This is a genomic window from Pseudomonas sp. Irchel 3A18, assembly GCF_900187465.1.
GTDB classification, from domain to species: Bacteria; Pseudomonadota; Gammaproteobacteria; order Pseudomonadales; family Pseudomonadaceae; genus Aquipseudomonas; species Aquipseudomonas cichorii.
In genome coordinates this window covers 46673-65785 of the sequence record NZ_FYDI01000016.1, presented here as the reverse complement: position 1 = coordinate 65785, position 19113 = coordinate 46673, and the positions used below count along the sequence as shown (strand labels likewise).

Here is a 19113-nt window from a genome sequence, read left to right as displayed (position 1 = left end):
ACGTAGCGAATTCATTCGCGAAACTCAGGTTATTGACTCTTCGAGACGTTGAACTTGATCGGAACAGTCAAGGTTCCTCCCCAGTTATAATCGGAACCCGCCCTTATACCCAGCCTGAGTACACCTTCGTAATGGTCGTCGGGCAGCGTAAGTAAATTGTCTAAAGGCACATAGCTCAGTTTCCAATAGACGTTATGGTCATTGCCAGGACAGGCTCTTAACGCATGCATAGGATATTCTTCTGGGCATTCTCCGTGCCTGAGGGTACCGCGCAAGATAAGGGGGTAAGGCTGTCGCCGTGTGCCCACAACCCACGTTGTCAGTTTCGTATAGTCACCCTCAACCGGTTGCAGCGATGTGGGGCCTTCCTCTTTGCCATAAGCAACAAGACCAACGAAGCTTTTCAGATCGGGTACGGATATCGTTCCTTGAATCATTGTTTTTGCAGGGATTGCCCATTCTAATGAGTGCTGCACGGACGGTTTGATAGGCGCTGGAAGGTTGAAATCTGCGATGGCTTGTCGTGCCGCTGGGCTGTAAGTCAGTCCCCATTTATCAAAGAAGTCACGCAAATCCTTGCCCACTATCCTGCTGCTATTAATCACAAACCAGTCGATCTTTTTCTGCTCTGTCGAGAAGTCATCGGCATTGTCGCCACGTGCATAAGCCATCCGGAAATCCTTGGCGAACTGTGCATGCCAGTCCGGGAAGGAGATATAAAGTTGCGCGAGCATCAGTAACGTTTTATCAGCAGGGTTATCGGGGACTTCAGGTAAACCGTCCATGGCCAGAAATCGTCCCACCGCTTCTGGGTCCGAGGTTATATAGGCGCCGAAACGTGAGTGACACCGATCAAAATTGGCTACTTTATTGCCTGTTAACATTCGGCAAGCTTCCAGCGAGAACAAGTTGTTGCTGATTTCTGTAAGGTGGTTCCATTTCCAGGCCAGTTGGTTCTGATGACCATATTCATGCCAGTCGCCCCACTGACTGGTTACCCGGTTTCCACCAAAATTTATTCCGACCAGTCCGTTGTAATAATGAGACATACAGCATAGGTTGAAGCTTGCCTGATACATTGATAAGGCTACAGCATCGAGTGGCGTATCGGTCTGCCATGTAAAACCATTGAATTGATCATAGCGGGTTGTAATGATCAGGTGCTCCTTCATCATGGCATCTATATCTTTATCGGCATGCTGCAAGGCTACGGATGCTGGGAAGTTCATCACGGTTCTGCCGTTGAACAGGTAGACCTGGCCTGAGGGGTCAGGTTTTTTTGCGATCGCAGGCCAGTCGCTCGGTGGTGTTACTCCGAAGAGATAGAGCGATGTGTTTGCATGGGGCTGGGAGGTGCTGATGTTGACAAATTGGCCCCAACTGCTCCAATTGTTCATGTTCTTGCCGACGTCCACACAGGCAAGCATCAGCATGCCGGGAATGGTTGCTTTGTAAACCTGAGTCGAGTTTTTTCTCAAGGTCATGCTGTTCGTGGCCGAGGATCCGTATGGCTTGTCGAAGTTAGCGAATGTGTGAGCGGAACAGCGTGTAAGCAGGCTGGGATAGTCTTTGACGTCCAGAATTATCTCATCGCCGACCGCCAGATAAACACGAGTGGGTATATAGATATTTCTATGCTGCCATCCTCCCACGCGCCTCATTTCATTCTCTTGTTCTTCGAGAACGGGAATGTTGTACGTGTCTTCTCCGCCTTCATATATTGCCTGTGCCCGTAATTGCCACAGCAAGACTTCGCTCAGTAGACCTTGTGTAGAGGGTTGAGAAGTGTCGATCTTTCTATCGAGGTATTCCGAAGGCACTAATACTTCTTTGTCATCGTAGATAGCGTCGTTTTCGGCATGGGCTGCGATGCCCGTGACGAATGTCAACAGGATGATAATGGATTGAAGGTATAAGCGCGTGGCTTTATATAGTATGGTTCGATCATAAGGCATGCTCATTGTCTGGCTCCTTTTTATAGTGCTCCCTTTATTGGATGTAGTTTAGTTTGTCCATCATTGAATGGGCGCGTGCAGGTATATCGTTTGGTAATACTATGGGCCTGCAGGAGCGAATTCATTCGCGAAAAGCAGCCCAAATCCTCATTCATTACTCCAACCGTAACAATCCCACTCCCTGCTTGATTGATGCTCCACACCCTTCGCTCCTAAGGTGATCCACGACAGCGAATTCGTGGAGTGATCATGACAACAATAATGAACCCCGACCCGCGCTGGTCGCGTCGTCGCAGTGAGAAACAGCGGCGGCTCGAACAGGTGCGAGCCCTCGCCGATGGTGTGGTGTTGCCGACCGACAAGATTGTCGCGGCGCTGGAGGCCTTGCTGGTTTCCGGGGACCGTGTGGTGCTGGAAGGCAACAACCAGAAGCAGGCAGACTTTCTTTCCCGGGCACTGGCCAAGGTTGATCCGGCCAAGGTGCACGATCTGCACATGATCATGCCCAGTGTCGGTCGGGCCGAGCATCTGGATCTTTTCGAGCAGGGCATCGCCCGCAAGCTGGATTTCTCTTTCGCCGGAACGCAAAGCCTGCGCATCAGCCAGTTGCTTGAAGACGGGCTGCTGGAAATCGGTGCCATCCACACGTACATCGAACTCTATTCGCGACTGGTGGTGGACCTGATCCCCAACGTCGTGCTGGCCGCCGGTTTCATGGCTGACCGGGCTGGCAATATCTACACCGGCCCGAGCACCGAAGACACTCCGGCCCTGATCGAACCCGCAGCCTTCAGCGACGGCATTGTCATCGTCCAGGTCAACCAGTTGGTGGACGACGTCAGCGAACTGCCCCGTGTTGATATCCCGGCCTCCTGGGTCGACTTCGTGGTGGTGGCTGACAAGCCGTTCTATATCGAACCGCTGTTCACCCGCGACCCGCGCCATATCAAGCCGGTGCATGTGCTGATGGCGATGATGGCGATTCGCGGCATCTATGAAAAACACAACGTTCAGTCGCTCAACCATGGCATTGGGTTCAACACCGCCGCCATTGAGTTGATCCTGCCGACCTACGGCGAATCTCTGGGCCTCAAGGGCAAGATCTGCCGCAACTGGACACTCAATCCGCACCCGACGCTGATCCCCGCCATTGAAAGTGGCTGGGTCGAAAGTGTGCATTGCTTCGGCACCGAGCTGGGCATGGAAAACTACATCGCCGCCCGGCCCGATGTGTTCTTTACCGGGCGTGATGGCTCGCTGCGCTCCAATCGTCAGTTGTGCCAACTGGCCGGGCAGTACGCGGTGGATCTGTTTATCGGCGCGACCTTGCAGGTCGATGGCGACGGGCATTCCTCGACCGTTACTCGCGGTCGGCTGGCAGGCTTCGGTGGTGCGCCCAACATGGGCCATGACCCTCGCGGCCGTCGCCATGCAACTGCGGCCTGGCTCGATATGCGCCAGCAGAGTGGCGATGCTCCCGAGGCTTATCTGGAGCGTGGCAAGAAGCTGGTGGTGCAGATGGTCGAGACGTTCCAGGAGGGCGGCAAACCCACTTTCGTCGAAACCCTCGACGCGGTTGAAGTGGCTAAGAAGAGCGGCATGCCACTGGCGCCGATCATGATCTATGGCGATGACGTCACTCACCTGCTCACTGAGGAAGGCATTGCTTATCTGTACAAGGCGCGCAGCCTTGAAGAGCGTCAGGCGATGATTGCCGCCGTGGCAGGCGTGACGGTGATCGGCATGCGCCATAACCCCAAGGACACTGCGCGCATGCGCCGTGAAGGCCTGATTGCCTTGCCGGAGGACCTGGGGATTCGTCGTACCGATGCCAGCCGTGAGTTGCTGGCTGCCAAGAGCATTGCCGAGCTGGTCCAGTGGTCTGGCGGCTTGTACAACCCGCCTGCGAAATTCAGGAGCTGGTGATGCGCGCACTCAAACTGGATTCGCCACCCCTTACCCTTGGCGAGCACCTGGCCGATATGGCTGTGGAAGCGCTGATAGACGAAGCCGACCTGTCACCCAAGCCTGCATTGGTGGACCGGCGCGGCAGCGGGGCGCACACCGATCTGCACTTGGGCCTGATGCATGCGTCGGCCTTGTCGCTGTGGCCAACCTTCAAGCAAATGGCCGATGCCGCTCTGGAGTTCGGTGAAGTAGGCCAACCGTTGCGTGAGGCCTTGGGTAGGCTCGGGCGCGAAGGTGAAAGCGACATGCTGCGCGCCACGGCGGGTGTGAACACTCATCGCGGTGCTATCTGGGCCTTGGGTCTGCTGGTGGCGGCTGCTGCGCTGGATCCGGAAAACTGTAAGCCAGCGGCTATCTGTTTGCGGGCTGCGCAGTTGGCACTGATCGAGGATCGTTATGCCGTCGCTCAGCCCAGCAATGGCCGCGAGGTCGCACGGCGTTACGGCGCAATGGGGGCGCGGGAGCAGGCGCAGCTTGGCTTCCCGGCGATCACCCGATTTGGCCTGCCACAACTGCAACACAGCCGGGCGGCTGGCTGTGGTGAGCAGAATTCCCGGCTGGATGCCTTGCTGGCGATCATGACCACACTGGCGGACACCTGTGTGCTGCACCGTTCCGGAATGACCGGGCTTGAAGCCATGCAGCGCGGTGCGCAGCGGGTGCTGGATGCTGGCGGCAGTGCCAGCCTGGCAGGGCGTCGCTATCTGCAAGAACTGGATCAGCAACTGCTGAGCCTGAATGCCTCTCCTGGAGGCGCAGCCGATCTGCTCGCCGCCTGCCTGTTTATCGATAGCCTTGAGCCTGCGCTCGGCCATTCATCGAGGAGTCTTTGATCATGGAAACCCTTTCTTTTGAATTTCCTGCCGGACAGCCGCCCACAGGCCGTGCGTTGGTGGGCTGTGTGGGGTCGGGCGATCTGGAAGTGCTGCTGGAGCCGGGCTTGCCGGGCAAGCTGTCGATCCAGGTGGTGACCTCGGTCAATGGTGCATCTGCGCGTTGGCAGCATCTGTTCGAGCGCATGTTCGAGGGCCAGACACCGCCAGCCTTGAGTATCGACATTCATGATTTCGGTGCGACACCGGGCGTGGTGCGCCTGCGTCTGGAACAGGGTTTCGAGGAGATCGGCCATGACTGATACCGCCCGTTTGCTGAGCCAGCACAGCTTTATCGAACTCGGTGCCCGTCAGCGCGCCCGAGCCTTGCTGGATGAGGGCAGCTTTCGCGAGCTGCTCGATCCGTTTGCCCGCGTCATGTCGCCCTGGCTGGCGCGCCAGGGTGTCGTGCCTCAGGCCGACGATGGTGTGGTGGTCGCCAAAGGTACGGTCGATGGCCGCCCCGTGGTGATTGCGGCCATCGAGGGTGCTTTTCAGGGCGGCAGCATGGGCGAAGTGGGCGGCGCAAAAATGGCCGGAGCACTGGAGCTGGCTGCTGAAGACAACCGCAACGGCATTCCGACCGCTGCGATTCTGTTACTGGAAACCGGTGGCGTGCGTTTGCAGGAAGCCAACCTGGGGCTGGCCGCGATTGCCGAGATTCACGCCGCGATTGTGGACCTGCGTCAGTACCAGCCAGTGATTGGTGTCGTGGCGGGCAGTGTCGGGTGTTTTGGCGGCATGTCCATCGCCGCTGGCCTGTGCAGTTACTTGCTGGTCACTCAGGAAGCTCGCCTGGGTCTGAATGGTCCGCAGGTGATCGAGCAGGAAGCGGGTATCGAAGAATACGACTCACGCGACCGACCTTTTATCTGGAGCCTGACCGGCGGCGAACAACGTTTCGCCAGCGAACTGGTAGACGGCTTTGCTGCTGACGATGTGGCGGATATCCGGCAGCAGGTCAGCGGCTGGCTCAAGCAGGGCGTTCCTGCCGAGCATCGTAGCAGCCAGTACGACCTGTTCCTGCAGCGTCTCTCGCGCCTGGACACCACGCCGCAGATTGACCCGCAGGCGGTGCGCACCCTCTATCAAGGAGCCAAGTCATGAGTGATTCCCCACGTGGTTTGAACTGGTTCAACGCCTTGAGCGCGCAGGCCAGAGAAGTGGTGGGCTTGCCCGCATCGGTTAAGGCCGCGGACGGCAGCCTTGGTCATCGGCCGGTACGTTTTCTGGCTGTAATTGCCGATACCGACAACCGTTTTCCCCGCGCGCGCAATGGGGAAGTCGGTTTGCTGGAAGGTTGGGGGCTGGCCAAGGCAGTGGACGATGCCATCGAGCTGGATCGCCAGGCTGAGCATAAACGTGCGTTGATCGCGATTATCGATGTGCCGAGCCAGGCCTATGGCCGTCGTGAAGAGGCATTGGGGATTCATCAGGCACTGGCGGGCGCTGTGGACAGCTATGCTCGGGCCCGTCTGGCCGGGCATCCAGTGATTGGTCTGCTGGTGGGCAAAGCCATGTCCGGTGCCTTTCTGGCCCATGGTTATCAGGCCAACCGGCTGATTGCCCTGCGTGATCCGGGTGTGATGGTGCATGCCATGGGCAAGGCATCCGCCGCCCGTGTGACGCTGCGCAGCGTCGAGGAACTGGAAAAACTCGCCGCCAGCATTCCGCCCATGGCGTATGACATCGACAACTATGCGAGTCTGGGTTTGCTGTGGGAAACCTTGTCGGTCAGCCAGATCGAGCAACCGGCGGCCGATGATGTCGCTCAGGTTCAGCATGTGCTGAGCAGCGCCATCAAGGATGTTCAGGCCACAGGTGCTGACTTGAGCAGTCGACTGGGCGCCAGCAATCGCGCGGCTTCGTCGACTGTGCGCCAACTGCTGCGGGCTCAGTGGTAATGAATACCCCGCTGGCGGTGCTGCCCCATGATTTGTTGTGGGGCATGAGCCTGTCCGGCTTGCCTGGGGATGCCCCTGACTGGGTAGTTGAAGTGATCAGTCAGGGCCAGCCAGTGGTGGTGCGTCGTGGTGCTGTTGCGGCAGGGCAGGTGGCGGTGGGTATTCGCGGGCCACGTCGCGAACAGCGCTATGCCACGACCATGCCGTGCTCAGCCATCGAGCGTCATGTACGTCCTGAACAACTGACTCATCTGGCTGACAGAAATCCCCAGCGCTGGCCTGCATTGGAGGCTTTGGGTCAGGTGCGTCCTGTAATGGACGTATTGGACTTGAGCTGGGGCGTCAGTGGCAGTGCAGGCTTCGAGTTGGCCAGTGGTTTTGCCGCGCTGCATCAGGGCAGCGATCTGGATCTGATTTTGCGCACGCCGCAGCCTGTGAGTCGCGGTTGGGCTGCTGAACTGGTGGAGGCGCTGGAAACAGCTATCTGCCGGGTCGATGTTCAGTTGCAACTGGCCGAAGGGGCGGTGGCTTTGAAGGAATGGGCCGGGTCTTCCCGCGAGGTTCTGCTCAAAAGTTCGACAGATACCCGACTGGTCAGCGATCCATGGCAGCAGCCTGGGGTGAGCGCATGAGCAGCTTCTGGGTGTTTCCCGGCCAGGGCGCGCAGCAGGTGGGCATGTTGCATCAGTTGCCGGACTCTCCCGTGGTGCGTGATTGCCTGCACGAAGCTGCCGAGGTTCTGGGCGAAGATGTCTTGGCGCTGGACCGCGCCGACGCGCTGCAGTCGACCCGTTCCGTTCAGCTTTGCCTGCTGATCGCCGGGGTGGCCTGCGCTCGGGTTTTGCAGCACCACGGTTGTCAGCCGGATTACGTCGCCGGTCTGTCGATTGGGGCTTATCCGGCCGCTGTCATTGCCCATGCACTGGCTTTCGAGGATGCACTGCGACTGGTGGCCCTGCGCGGCGAGTTGATGCAGAACGCTTACCCCGAAGGCTATGGCATGACCGCCATTATCGGTCTGGATCAAGCCTGCATCGAGGCATCGATTGACCGGATTCATAGCCAGGAGACGCCGGTTTTCCTGGCCAATATCAACGCCGATAACCAATGCGTCATTGCTGGCAGCAGCCAGGCGATGGAGCAGGTCGGGCGCCTGGTAAAAGAGGCCGGCGCAGCCGCCGTCAAACGCCTGGCCGTGAGCGTGCCGTCCCATTGCGCTCTGCTGGATGAACCGGCGCAGGTGCTGGCCAAAGCCTTCGCTGAGGTTCGCCTTGAAACGCCCAAAGTGCGTTATCTGAGCGGCAGTACGGCACGCCCCATCGTGGCCGTCGAAAAGCTGCGCGATGACCTGACCTTCAACATGTGCCGGGTCATCGACTGGCGCAGCACCGTGCAGACCGCCTACGAGCGTGGCGTGCGGCTGCAGATCGAGTTACCGCCCGGCACCGTGCTGACGGGGCTGGCGCGCAAAGTGTTCGAACAAGGAACGGCAGTCGCCTTTCAAGGCGCTCGCCTGGACAGTCTGGTCGCGTTGTCGCGAGAGGAGGGAACCCGCAATCCATAAAGTGTGAGTGCAATGCTGCTGCGAAGGACAAAAACAACAACTTCGGCAACGCAATTGAGGAATAACAACAATGATTATCTACGGTGTGGCTTTGCTGGCTATTTGCACCCTTGCAGGGGTGATTCTAGGTGACATGCTCGGCGTTCTGCTGGGGGTCAAATCCAACGTGGGCGGTGTCGGTATCGCCATGATCCTGTTGATCTGTGCTCGCCTGTGGATGGAGAAAAACGGCGGCATGAGCAAGGAATGCGAGTTGGGCGTCGGCTTCTGGGGCGCCATGTACATCCCGGTGGTTGTGGCCATGGCCGCCCAACAGAATGTGGTGACTGCGCTCAAGGGCGGACCTGTTGCCGTGCTGGCTGCCATCGGTTCGGTGGTGTTGTGTGCCTGCACCATTGCGTTGATCAGCCGTACCAACCGGGGCGAGCCGCTGCCCAAGGAAGAGCCGGACGTGATCCCGACTGCAACCCCTGTGGGAGGTCGCTGATATGTGGGATCTCATCGAGAAAGGTCTGGAACACAACGGTCTGATCACCGCCTTCGCCTTTGTCGGCGTCATCATGTGGATTTCGGTCATTCTGTCCAAGCGACTCACCTTCGGGCGGGTGCATGGCTCGGCCATCGCGATTGTCATCGGCCTGATACTGGCCTGGGTCGGCGGCACGCTGACCGGTGGGCAAAAAGGCCTGGCCGACATGGCGCTGTTCTCCGGAATCGGTCTGATGGGCGGTGCGATGCTGCGCGACTTCGCCATCGTCGCCACGGCCTTCGAGGTGCAAGCCACCGAAGCACGCAAGGCCGGGATGATCGGCGCGGTTGCCTTGTTCCTGGGCACTATCCTGCCGTTCATCGTGGGTGCGAGCGTTGCCTGGGTGTTCGGTTATCGCGACGCCATCAGCATGACCACCATCGGCGCGGGCGCCGTCACCTACATCGTGGGGCCGGTGACGGGCGCTGCCCTGGGCGCAACCTCGGATGTGATGGCCTTGTCCATTGCCACAGGTTTGATCAAGGCGATTGTCGTGATGGTCGGCACACCCATGGCGGCCCGCTGGATGGGCCTGGACAACCCACGCTCCGCGATGGTCTTCGGCGGCCTGGCCGGCACCGTCAGCGGCGTGACGGCTGGCCTTGCCGCGACCGACCGGCGCCTGGTGCCTTACGGCGCACTGACCGCCACCTTCCACACCGGGCTGGGCTGCCTGCTCGGGCCGTCGCTGCTCTACTTTATTGTGCGAGCCATTGTGGGGTAGGGCGTTGGAGCGACAAGCTGCAAGCTTTAAGTCTCAAGTCAAAAGCTTGTAGCTTGTAGCCGCCTTCGCGAATAAATTCGCTCCTACGCGATATTGGTCAGGCGGTTGGTATACATCCGGCACTCGGCAATCAGTGCCAGCAGGTTCGGGTCCCGTTCTCTGGATTTGAGAAACACCAGGCCGATGTGTTGTTGCATGCGATAGCGTTCCTGCAGCGGGATCAGTCGCACGCGGTTTTCATAGACCGCTGCGATGCGCCCCGGCAGCAGGGCGTAACCCACGCCTGAGCTGACCATGCTCAGCAGGGTGAAGATGTCGTTCACCTGCATCGCGACCTTGGGCTCGAAGCCCGCCTGTTGAAATACCCGTATGCCGTCGCGGTGTGTGGCGAAGCCTTGGGTCAGGGTAATGAAGGTCGATTCGCACAGGTCGCTCAGGTCCACTTCCTGATGATGGGAAAAGGGCGAGTCGGCCGGTACGGCGAGGAAGATATCGTCGGAAAACAGCGGCAGGTGCTCGCAGTCCGTGTCATTGAGACTTTCATCCAGCGAGACCAGCATCGCATCGACTTCCATGTTCTTGAGCTTGTAGAACAGGTCGATGTTCGAGCCCAGGATCAGGTCGATATTCAGTTCGCTGCGGCGGATCTTCAGGCCCATGATGAGCTGCGGCACCGTCTTGACCGTCAATGAATACAACGCCCCGAGCTTGAAACGTGCAGCCGAAAAGCCGGCAGCCTGGCGGGTTGCTTCAACGGTGCTCAGCACGTCCTGGATCAGCTTCTGGGCGCGCTCTTCCAGCACATAGGCGCTTTCCATCGGCGTCAGGTTGCGGCCCTCATGCTTGAACAGCGGGCAACGCAAGGCACTCTCCAGCGAATGAATGGCGCGATGCACGCTGACATTGCTGGTCTGCAATTCCGCAGCCGCCCGCGCCAGATTGCCGGTGCGCATGAAGGCCAGGAAAATTTCAAGTTTTTTCAGGGTCAGCTCGTCATCGATCTGCATGTCGTGGCGCTTGTTGTTGGTGTGGGCACGATTGTGCCTGACCCCGAAGACGATGACTGCTGCAAATATCTGCATTGCGCTTTACATCTGTAACCGCGAGCCTCTAAAAAGGTGTTTCTTGCAGTCAGAGGTCATGTGCGGATGTACTACGGAGAAAAATTCAACGCCTGGTCGCATCTGGTGGGCGCTGTATTGGCGGCTGTCGGTGCGATCTGGTTATTGGTGATGGCGAGCCTGCAGGGCGATATCTGGAAGATTGTCGGCGTGGCCATCTACGGCCTGTGTCTGGTGAGCCTGTATAGCGTTTCGACGGTGTATCACAGCGTCCGCGGACGGGCGAAAGTCATCATGCAGAAGGTCGATCACTTTTCGATCTACCTGATGATTGCAGGCAGTTACACGCCCTTCTGTCTGGTTACGTTGCGCGGCCCGTGGGGCTGGAGCCTGTTTGGTGTGGTCTGGGGACTGGCGCTGATCGGCATCCTGCAAGAGATCAAGCCACGCTCCGAAGCCCGGATCATGTCCATCGTGATCTACGCGGTCATGGGCTGGATCGTGCTGGTGGCCGTCAAACCGCTGTTGGCGACACTTGGGTTGGCGGGTTTCATCTGGCTGGCAGGCGGTGGCGTGTTGTACACCGTGGGCATTATTTTCTTTGCCTACGACCACATTCGCCACTGGCACGGGATCTGGCACCTGTTCGTGATTGCCGGAAGCCTGATGCATTTCGTAGCGATCTGGTTTTACGTGCTGTAGAAGCAAATTCATTCGCGAAAGGTCGCGAATGATTCGCTTCTACCTGATTTAGAAATCCCCCCACAGTTGCTGAGCCACACTCAGCGCAACCACCGGCGCTGTTTCGGTGCGCAGCACGCGCGGGCCCAGGCGGGCGGCGTGGAAGCCTGATGCTTTGGCTTGCTCGACTTCTGCATCGTTCAAACCGCCTTCAGGGCCGATCAGAAAGGCCAGGGTCGTCGGTTTTTCATGACTGGTCAGGGCTTCGGCGACCGGGTGCAGGACCAGCTTGAGGTCGGCCTCGGTCTGCTTGAGCCAGTCGGCCAGTGGCATCGGCGGATGAATCACCGGCACAACCGAACGGCCGCATTGCTCGCAGGCGCTGATTGCGATCTGTTGCCAGTGCGCCTGACGTTTTTCGGCGCGTTCGTCCTTCAGGCGGACTTCGCAGCGTTCACTGACGACAGGAGTGATTTCAGTGACGCCCAGTTCTGTGGCTTTCTGGATCGCCCAGTCCATCCGCTCGCCACGAGACAGGCCCTGGCCCAGATGAATGCGCAGCGGCGATTCGATCTGCCCGGCCAGGCTTTCAGTGAGCTGGACGCGCACGCGCTTCTTGCCGACTTCCACCAGCGTGCCGCGAAACTCCGTGCCCGAGCCGTCGAACAGTTGCAGCGTATCGCCCTCGGCCATGCGCAGGACGCGACTGATGTAGTGCGCCTGAGCCTCGGGCAATTCGTGTTCGCCCAGGCTCAGGGTGGCGTCGGTAAAGAAGCGGGACAGTCTCATGGTGGGTCTCTGGGTGATTATTCTTTGTGCAGAAGAGGTTCGGGGATGAATCCCCTCCTACGGTTCAACGGGGTTTAGCCCGGATCACGAAAATCCGGATGGAAATTCTCGCGCACGGCCACGCTGATGCTGCTGCGGGTCGCGATGTCGATGCCTTCGCTGGCGACTTCGGCCAGGAAGTCGATCTGCTCGGGTGTGATCACGTAGGGCGGCAGGAAGTACACCACGCTGCCCAGTGGCCTCAACAGTGCGCCGCGCTCCAGCGCGTGCTGGAAAACCTGCAGGCCCCGGCGCTCCTGCCATGGGTAGGCGGTCTTGGTTGCCTTGTCCTGCACCATCTCGATGGCCAGCGCCATGCCGGTCTGGCGTACTTCGGCTACATGGGGATGATCCACCAGATGCGCCGTGGCAGTGGCCATGCGTTGTGCCAGCGCCTTGTTGTTTTCGATGACATTGTCCTGCTCGAAGATATCGAGAGTCGCCAATGCCGCCGCACAGGCCAGCGGATTGCCGGTGTAACTGTGGGAGTGCAGGAAGGCGCGCAGTGTCGGGTAGTCGTCGTAGAAGGCGTCGTACACTTCGTCTGTGGTCAGGCAGGCGGCCAGTGGCAGATAACCACCGGTCAGGGCTTTGGACAGGCACAGGAAGTCCGGGCGGATGCCAGCCTGTTCACAGGCAAACATGCTGCCGGTACGACCGAAACCCACGGCGATTTCATCGTGAATCAGATGCACGCCGTAACGGTCACAGGCCTCGCGCAGCAACTTGAGGTAGACCGGGTGATACATGCGCATGCCGCCTGCGCCCTGGATCAACGGCTCGACGATCACTGCCGCCACGCTGGCGTGATGTTCGGCCAGGGTCTGTTCCATGGCGGCGAACATGTTGCGTGAGTGCTCTTCCCAGCTCATGCCTTGCGGGCGGTTATAGCAGTCCGGGCTCGGCACCTTGATGGTGTCCAGCAGCAACGCCTTGTAGGTTTCGGTGAACAGCGGCACGTCACCCACCGACATGGCGGCCATGGTTTCGCCGTGATAGCTGTTGGTCAGGGTCACGAAGCGTTTCTTGTCCGGCTTGCCGCGGTTGAGCCAGTAGTGAAAGCTCATTTTCAGCGCGACTTCGATGCAGGAAGAACCATTGTCGGCGTAGAAGCAGCGTGTCAGCCCTTCGGGTGTAAGTTTGACCAGTCGCTCGGACAGCTCGATCACCGGCTGGTGGCTGAAGCCTGCCAGGATGACATGTTCAAGCTGGTCGACCTGATCCTTGATCCGCTGGTTGATGCGGGGGTTGGCATGGCCGAACACGTTGACCCACCAGGAACTGACGGCATCCAGATAACGCTTGCCTTCAAAGTCTTCCAGCCAGACGCCTTCACCGCGCTTGATCGGGATCAGTGGCAGGTTTTCGTGATCTTTCATCTGCGTGCAGGGGTGCCACAGGACCTTGAGGTCACGTTGCATCCACTGGTCATTCAGGCCCATTGGCAATCTCCGGGTAGCGACTCGCATGACGCGAGGGCGAACAATCGCGCAAGCCTATGCAATGCCTGGCTGTGGGACAACCATTTGTGTCGTTTTGAACATCGCTGGCGGGCATTTTATGGCTGGCGTATGCTGCGCGCCTCTTCTTTGTTTCTGGCAATTTTCCCCACGTTTTCGGAGTTCGCGGAATGCTTTCTGGGTGGCTGCGCGCGTGTGCGCTGATAGTGATAGGTCTGGTCAGCGTTTCGACGTTCGCCAATGAAAAACAACGTACAGCCATTGTCGTCGGAGGCGGTCTGGCCGGCCTGACGGCGGCTTATGAGTTGCAGAACAAAGGTTGGCAGGTCACGCTGCTGGAAGCCCGGCCCGTTATCGGCGGCCGTTCGGGGCTCGCTACCAGTGAGTGGATCGGCAACGCCAAGGCGCAGCCCGTCCTGAACCGCTATCTGGACAGCTTCAAGATCCAGAGCGTGCCGGCTCCGGAGTTCGTGCGCACCCCCAGCTACCTGATCGACGGCGTGCATTTCACCCAGGCCGACCTGGCGCTCAAGCAACCGGCTACTGCCGAAGCTATCAAGCGTTATGAGGAAACTCTGGATAACCTGGCTCGCTCCATCGAAGACCCGGAAAACCCGGCTGCCAACAGCACGCTGTTCGCCCTGGATCAGATCAACGTGGCCAACTGGCTGGATCGTCTGAACCTGCCTGCGACGGCGCGCCAGTTGATCAACCAGCAGATCCGCACCCGCTATGACGAGCCTTCGCGTCTGTCGCTGCTGTATTTCGCCCAGCAATCGCGGGTCTACCGTGGCGTGGACGAGCGCGATCAGCGCGCTGCACGCCTGCCGGGCGGCAGTGCGGTACTGGCCCAGGCTTTCGTCAAACAACTCAAGACCATCAAGACCAGCTCTGCGGTCTCGGCCATCGTGCAGGACAAGGACAGCGTTACGGTCAAGGTCGGCAGCGTCGGCTACAGTGCCGATTACGTGGTGCTGGCCGTGCCTTTGCGCTCGCTGGGCAACATTCAGATGACGCCGGCGCTGGATGCCCGGCACCTGGGCGCCCTGAAGGGCACCAACTATGGCTGGCGCGACCAGATCATGCTCAAGTTCAAGACGCCGGTCTGGGACAGCAAGGCGCGCATGTCGGGCGAAGTGTTCAGCAATACCGGCCTGGGCATGCTGTGGATCGAGCCCGCGCTCAAGGGTGGCGCCAATGTGGTGATCAACCTGTCTGGCGACAATGCCCGGATCATGCAGGCGTTTGGCGACAAGCAACTGGTGGATCAGGTGCTGATCCGCCTGCACACCTTTTATCCACAGGCGCGTGGTGCCTACACCGGTTATGAAATCCGCCGCTACAGCGTCGATCCATCCACCGGCGGTTCTTACCTGGCATTTGGTCCCGGCCAGATCAGCAAATACTGGCGCCTGTGGGAAAAGCCCGTGCAGCGTGTAGCTTTTGCGGGCGAACACACTGACGTTCTGTATCCGGGCACACTGGAAGGTGCTCTGCGCAGCGGTCAGCGTGCCGCCAGTCAGGTACAGGATCTGGCAGCTGGCAAGTCGTTCGAGCCGGTCAAAGTGGTTCCACCTGTGGCACCTGCGCCTGCGCCAGCGGTGAAGAAGTCGGAAGGTGGTTTCTTCAGCAACCTGTTCGGTTTCGGTGATTCTTCCGACAAGCCTGCTGAAAAACCTGCCGAGAAGCCGGTCGAAAAAGCACCCGAGCCAGCTCCAGCCCCGGCGCCTGTGCCAGCGCCTGTTGCCCCGGTGGTTGCACCTGCGGTTGAGCCGGCCAAGACGCCTGCCAAAACCGAGCCTGCCAAGAAAGCTGCGGCCAAGGCCGAGCCAGCCAAAAAGGCACCGGCAAAGGAAACCGTGAAAAAAGAGCCTGTGAAAAAAGAGGCCGCCAAGAAAGAAACGGCAAAGGAAAAGGCACCTGCCAAACCGGCTGCTGCCCCGAAAACACCGGTTAAAACCGAAGCAGCACCGGCCGACGTCAAGAACTGAAGCCATGGCTGACAGAAAAGGCGCGGATAAAACCGCGCCTTTTTTTATGGGCGATCGATTCGTTCTTTATAAAACCGTGCAGTGGAACCTCAACAATAGTGCCGTTCATCGCCATCGAAATGCCGACGGTCATAGCACAGTGTTACTGAGCGGAATTTATCGAGATGCTGCGCCAGCAGAACAGCCAGCGGTCCTCAAAAGGGCGCTGGTTGAAATCGAAAGATCGATGATGGAAAAATTTTCATCATGTTTTTCGATGGTTCAGAGCAAAATTTTGCGCTTTCAATCGATAGATAAAAAGCTAGTCTGGTAACACTTCTAACAGGGTATTTGCGATGCAGTTACGTAATTCATCCTCTCGCTACGGTCTGGTCGGCATGGTGCTGCATTGGGGCGTGGCCATTGTAGTCTTCGGGTTGTTTGCGCTTGGGCTTTGGATGATGGGGCTGGATTATTACGATACCTGGCGCAAGGCCGGGCCTGATCTGCACAAGAGCATCGGCCTCACGCTGTTTGCCGTGATGCTGTTTCGCGTGGTCTGGCGCTTTATCAGCCCGCCACCTGCGCCGTTGGCCAGCTACAGTAGGTTGACGCGCCTCGGAGCTGCATTCGGTCACTTCTTTCTGTATGCCGCTCTGTTTGCCGTGATGTTCGCCGGTTACCTGATTTCCACTGCCGATGGTGTCGGGATTCCGGTCTTCGGCCTGTTCGAGGTTCCAGCGCTGATCAGCGGCTTGCCTGGACAGTCGGAGACAGCGGGCTGGATTCACTTTTATCTGGCATGGACCATCGTGGTTTTTGCGGGGTTCCATGGCCTGGCTGCACTGAAACACCACTTCATCGATCGCGATGTGACCCTCAAGCGTATGCTGGGTCGTAACTGATTGTTCAACCAAAACGGGAATAAAAGCATGTTGAAGAAGTCTCTCGCCGCTCTGGCTCTTGGTACTGCTCTGTTGTCTGCCGGTCAGGCGATGGCTGCCGATTATGTGATCGACAAGGAAGGCCAGCACGCTTTCGTCGACTTCAAGATCAGCCACCTGGGCTACAGCTTCATCCACGGCACTTTCAAGGACTGGGACGGTACTTTCAGCTTCGATGCTGCCAAGCCTGAAGCCAGCAAGATTGCTGTCGAACTGAAAACCGCCAGCCTGTTCACCAACCATGCCGAGCGCGACAAGCACATCCTCAGCAAGGACTTCCTGGACGCTGGCAAATACCCTGAAGCCAAGTTCGTTTCCACCAGCGTCAAATCCACCGGCGCGAAAACCGCTGACGTCACTGGCGACCTGACCCTGCACGGCGTCACCAAGCCAATCGTGATCAAGGCTACCTTCAACGGCGAAGGCAAGGATCCATGGGGCGGCTACCGTGCCGGCTTCAACGGTACCAGCACTCTGAACCTGAACGACTTCGGCATCAAAGGCCCAGGTCCGACTTCTCAGACGCTGGACCTGGACATCACTCTGGAAGGTATCCAGAAGAAGTAAGCGCTGCCTGATCGACGGAACGCCGGCCTTGTGTCGGCGTTTCTGTTTTTGCAGCACATACAAAAACGCCCCGAACCAGTCGGGGCGTTTCTGTTCCAGTCGTGCTGTCAGCTATCGCGGTTGCGAGTCAGCAAGGCCGGTTTTTCACCGCGTGGTCGGCTTGGCAACTGATCGAGCTGCTCGGCAGACGGGAACCGGTCGATTTTCGATTCCTTGTGCACGATTTTCGGCTGAGGTTGCTGGCCTTCACGGGAGCTGCGAACGGCCGGTTCCTGACGTGGCTGATCGTCACGTGCCGGACGGCGATTGCGTGGCTGACCATCACGGGCACCGCCCCCAGTGCGCGGGCCGGAACCCGAGCCATTACGCTTGGCGGGTGCGCCGGTGCCAGTACCTGCACCAGAGCTACGTGGGTTGGCAGGGCGGCCCGAACCTTGTGGGCGTCCGGCGCCAGCTGGTGCTGCGCCTGGAGCGGCAGGGGCTCCGGGACGACGGCCACGGCCCTGGTTCTTGCCTTGATAAGGGCTTACATAGTCAGCGCGGTTGCCGAAGTTATCCACTTCGTCATCCCGAAACTCGTCAGGTGCGCGATCAGGCGATGGACGTGGCGGTTGCGAATGACGCTGCTCGCGTGGCGTGCCTTCGCGAGGTTTTCTTTCACGCGGCTGGCGTGCCGGACGTTCGCCGGACGCTGCGGCTGCTGCCGGCTTTTCCTTGCCTTTGTCCTTGCCCTTGTCGCGACGGCCGCCGTTGTTGCTGCTCTTTTCGCCTTCAGCACGTGGGGCACGGGCTGAGCGTGGATTGCGAACGTCCGGACGCTCACGAACTTCAGGCTTTTCAGCCTCGACTGCATTGATGTCGAAACCCATCAGGTCGCCGTCAGGGATTTTCTGACGGGTCATGCGCTCGATGCTTTTGAGCAGTTTTTCTTCGTCCGGCGCAACCAGCGAGATGGCCTCGCCGGTGCGGCCTGCACGGCCGGTACGACCGATGCGGTGCACGTAGTCTTCATCGACGTTTGGCAGCTCGAAGTTGACCACGTGTGGCAACTGGTCGATATCCAGGCCGCGGGCGGCGATATCGGTGGCGACCATGATCCGTACGTCACCGGCCTTGAAGTCGGCCAGGGCTTTGGTACGAGCGTTCTGGCTCTTGTTGCCGTGGATCGCGACAGCGCTGAGGCCGTGCTTGTCCAAGTACTCGGCCAGGCGGTTGGCGCCGTGCTTGGTGCGGGTGAAGACCAGAACCTGCTCCCATGCGCCCTGAGTGATCAGGTGGGCCAGCAGCGAACGCTTGTGGTTGGCTGGCAGGCGGAAAACCCGTTGCTCGATACGCTCGACCGTGGTGTTCGGTGGCGTGACTTCGATGCGCTCGGGGTTGTGCAGCAGCTTGCCTGCCAGGGCGGTGATGTCGTTGGAGAACGTTGCCGAGAACAGCAGGTTCTGGCGCTTGGCCGGCAGGCGGGCAAGGACCTTTTTCACGTCATGGACGAAGCCCATGTCGAGCATCCGGTCGGCTTCATCGAGCACCAGGATTTCAACGTGGGACAGATCGACGCTGCCTTGTCCGGCCAGGTCGAGCAGGCGGCCCGGGCAGGCGACCAGCACGTCCACGCCACGGGCCATGGCCTGGACCTGCGGGTTCATGCCGACGCCGCCGAAGATGCAGGCGCTGACGAACTTCAGGTCGCGGGCATACAACTTGAAGTTGTCATGCACCTGCGCAGCCAGTTCGCGGGTTGGGGTCAGGACCAGTACGCGGGGTTGGCGCGGGCCATGACGCTGGGATTTGTCCGGGTGACCGTTGGGGAACAACCGCTCCAGAATCGGGAGGGCGAAGCCACCGGTTTTACCAGTACCTGTCTGTGCCGCAACCATCAGGTCGCGACCTTGCAACACGGCGGGAATGGCCCGCTGTTGCACCGGAGTAGGCTGGGTATAGCCCGCTGCCTCGATGGCGCGGACTAAAGCCTCGGAGAGACCGAGGGAAGCAAAGGACATGAGTAATCCTGTTCTGTTGGAGCTTGAGCTCAAGGGATAGTCTGCCTGGCGCGAATGACGTTCAGCTCTTGTAGAAGCGGCCAATC

Annotated in this window: 19 protein-coding genes; 14 read left to right on the top strand and 5 right to left on the bottom strand. The window is 59.2% G+C overall.

Features of this window, described 5'->3' with window-relative positions:
• Positions 1 to 29: 29 nt before the first annotated feature.
• On the bottom strand, positions 30 to 1961 hold the full coding sequence (locus CKW23_RS22560) for a M60 family metallopeptidase (protein WP_095068374.1): 1932 nt from the start codon (positions 1959 to 1961) through the stop codon (positions 30 to 32).
• Between the two features lie 243 nt (positions 1962 to 2204).
• On the opposite strand from CKW23_RS22560, the gene mdcA reads away from it, so the two are divergent.
• The 9 genes from mdcA (at position 2205) to madM (ending at position 9516) form a co-directional block, all read left to right on the top strand.
• Positions 2205 to 3881 (top strand): malonate decarboxylase subunit alpha, encoded by a 1677-nt coding sequence (mdcA, locus tag CKW23_RS22555; RefSeq protein ID WP_095068373.1) that lies wholly within the window; start codon positions 2205 to 2207, stop codon positions 3879 to 3881.
• A complete protein-coding gene (locus CKW23_RS22550; protein WP_095068372.1) occupies positions 3881 to 4756 on the top strand; it encodes a triphosphoribosyl-dephospho-CoA synthase in 876 nt (291 codons plus the stop codon). The genes mdcA and CKW23_RS22550 overlap by 1 nt, the downstream gene beginning before the upstream one ends.
• 2 nt (positions 4757 to 4758) lie before the next feature.
• Entirely contained in the window at positions 4759 to 5058 is a 300-nt protein-coding gene (locus CKW23_RS22545) for a malonate decarboxylase subunit delta (RefSeq protein ID WP_025262240.1), read from the top strand.
• Entirely contained in the window at positions 5051 to 5902 is an 852-nt protein-coding gene (locus tag CKW23_RS22540; protein ID WP_095068371.1) for a biotin-independent malonate decarboxylase subunit beta, read from the top strand. Before CKW23_RS22545 ends, CKW23_RS22540 begins: the two co-directional genes overlap by 8 nt.
• Complete coding sequence (gene mdcE, locus CKW23_RS22535) at positions 5899 to 6699, top strand: biotin-independent malonate decarboxylase subunit gamma (RefSeq protein ID WP_095068370.1); 801 nt, start codon at positions 5899 to 5901, stop codon at positions 6697 to 6699. Before CKW23_RS22540 ends, mdcE begins: the two co-directional genes overlap by 4 nt.
• Positions 6693 to 7331 carry a malonate decarboxylase holo-ACP synthase gene (locus CKW23_RS22530; RefSeq protein ID WP_177434668.1) on the top strand — a complete coding sequence of 213 codons (639 nt, stop codon included), beginning with the start codon at positions 6693 to 6695 and terminating at the stop codon, positions 7329 to 7331. The genes mdcE and CKW23_RS22530 overlap by 7 nt, the downstream gene beginning before the upstream one ends.
• A complete protein-coding gene (gene mdcH / locus CKW23_RS22525; RefSeq protein ID WP_095068368.1) occupies positions 7328 to 8263 on the top strand; it encodes a malonate decarboxylase subunit epsilon in 936 nt (311 codons plus the stop codon). The genes CKW23_RS22530 and mdcH overlap by 4 nt, the downstream gene beginning before the upstream one ends.
• Positions 8264 to 8333: 70 nt before the next feature.
• Positions 8334 to 8750: a malonate transporter subunit MadL gene (gene madL, locus CKW23_RS22520; RefSeq protein ID WP_095068367.1), complete on the top strand. Its 417-nt coding sequence runs from the start codon at positions 8334 to 8336 to the stop codon at positions 8748 to 8750.
• 1 nt (position 8751) lies between these two features.
• Entirely contained in the window at positions 8752 to 9516 is a 765-nt protein-coding gene (gene madM / locus CKW23_RS22515) for a malonate transporter subunit MadM (RefSeq protein ID WP_025262234.1), read from the top strand.
• A gap of 83 nt (positions 9517 to 9599) precedes the next feature.
• Here madM and CKW23_RS22510 read toward each other — a convergent pair whose 3' ends face one another.
• Positions 9600 to 10523: a LysR substrate-binding domain-containing protein gene (locus CKW23_RS22510; protein ID WP_025262233.1), complete on the bottom strand. Its 924-nt coding sequence runs from the start codon at positions 10521 to 10523 to the stop codon at positions 9600 to 9602.
• A 141-nt stretch (positions 10524 to 10664) separates the two neighbouring features.
• Between CKW23_RS22510 and CKW23_RS22505 the strand changes: the two genes are divergently transcribed.
• Positions 10665 to 11279, top strand: coding sequence for a hemolysin III family protein (locus CKW23_RS22505; protein ID WP_025262232.1), 615 nt, complete (start codon positions 10665 to 10667; stop codon positions 11277 to 11279).
• A 48-nt stretch (positions 11280 to 11327) separates the two neighbouring features.
• Here CKW23_RS22505 and CKW23_RS22500 read toward each other — a convergent pair whose 3' ends face one another.
• Positions 11328 to 12047 (bottom strand): 16S rRNA (uracil(1498)-N(3))-methyltransferase, encoded by a 720-nt coding sequence (locus tag CKW23_RS22500; protein ID WP_025262231.1) that lies wholly within the window; start codon positions 12045 to 12047, stop codon positions 11328 to 11330.
• Positions 12048 to 12121: 74 nt separating this feature from the next.
• The gene (locus tag CKW23_RS22495; protein WP_025262230.1) at positions 12122 to 13528 is read right to left on the bottom strand and encodes an adenosylmethionine--8-amino-7-oxononanoate transaminase; all 1407 of its coding nucleotides are present in this window, start codon (positions 13526 to 13528) and stop codon (positions 12122 to 12124) included.
• 188 nt (positions 13529 to 13716) lie between these two features.
• Between CKW23_RS22495 and CKW23_RS22490 the strand changes: the two genes are divergently transcribed.
• Genes CKW23_RS22490 through CKW23_RS22475 form a run of 4 tightly spaced genes read left to right on the top strand, consistent with a single transcriptional unit; the run spans position 13717 to position 17027 of the window.
• A complete protein-coding gene (locus CKW23_RS22490) occupies positions 13717 to 15537 on the top strand; it encodes a flavin monoamine oxidase family protein (protein ID WP_025262229.1) in 1821 nt (606 codons plus the stop codon).
• Between the two features lie 4 nt (positions 15538 to 15541).
• Positions 15542 to 15850 carry a hypothetical protein gene (locus CKW23_RS22485; protein WP_025262228.1) on the top strand — a complete coding sequence of 103 codons (309 nt, stop codon included), beginning with the start codon at positions 15542 to 15544 and terminating at the stop codon, positions 15848 to 15850.
• A 22-nt stretch (positions 15851 to 15872) separates the two neighbouring features.
• The gene (locus CKW23_RS22480; RefSeq protein ID WP_025262227.1) at positions 15873 to 16421 is read left to right on the top strand and encodes a cytochrome b; all 549 of its coding nucleotides are present in this window, start codon (positions 15873 to 15875) and stop codon (positions 16419 to 16421) included.
• 27 nt (positions 16422 to 16448) lie between these two features.
• Entirely contained in the window at positions 16449 to 17027 is a 579-nt protein-coding gene (locus CKW23_RS22475) for a YceI family protein (protein ID WP_025262226.1), read from the top strand.
• Positions 17028 to 17134: 107 nt separating this feature from the next.
• On the opposite strand, the gene CKW23_RS22470 is transcribed toward CKW23_RS22475, so the two are convergent.
• Complete coding sequence (locus tag CKW23_RS22470; RefSeq protein WP_025262225.1) at positions 17135 to 19027, bottom strand: DEAD/DEAH box helicase; 1893 nt, start codon at positions 19025 to 19027, stop codon at positions 17135 to 17137.
• Between the last annotated feature and the right edge of the window lie 86 nt (positions 19028 to 19113).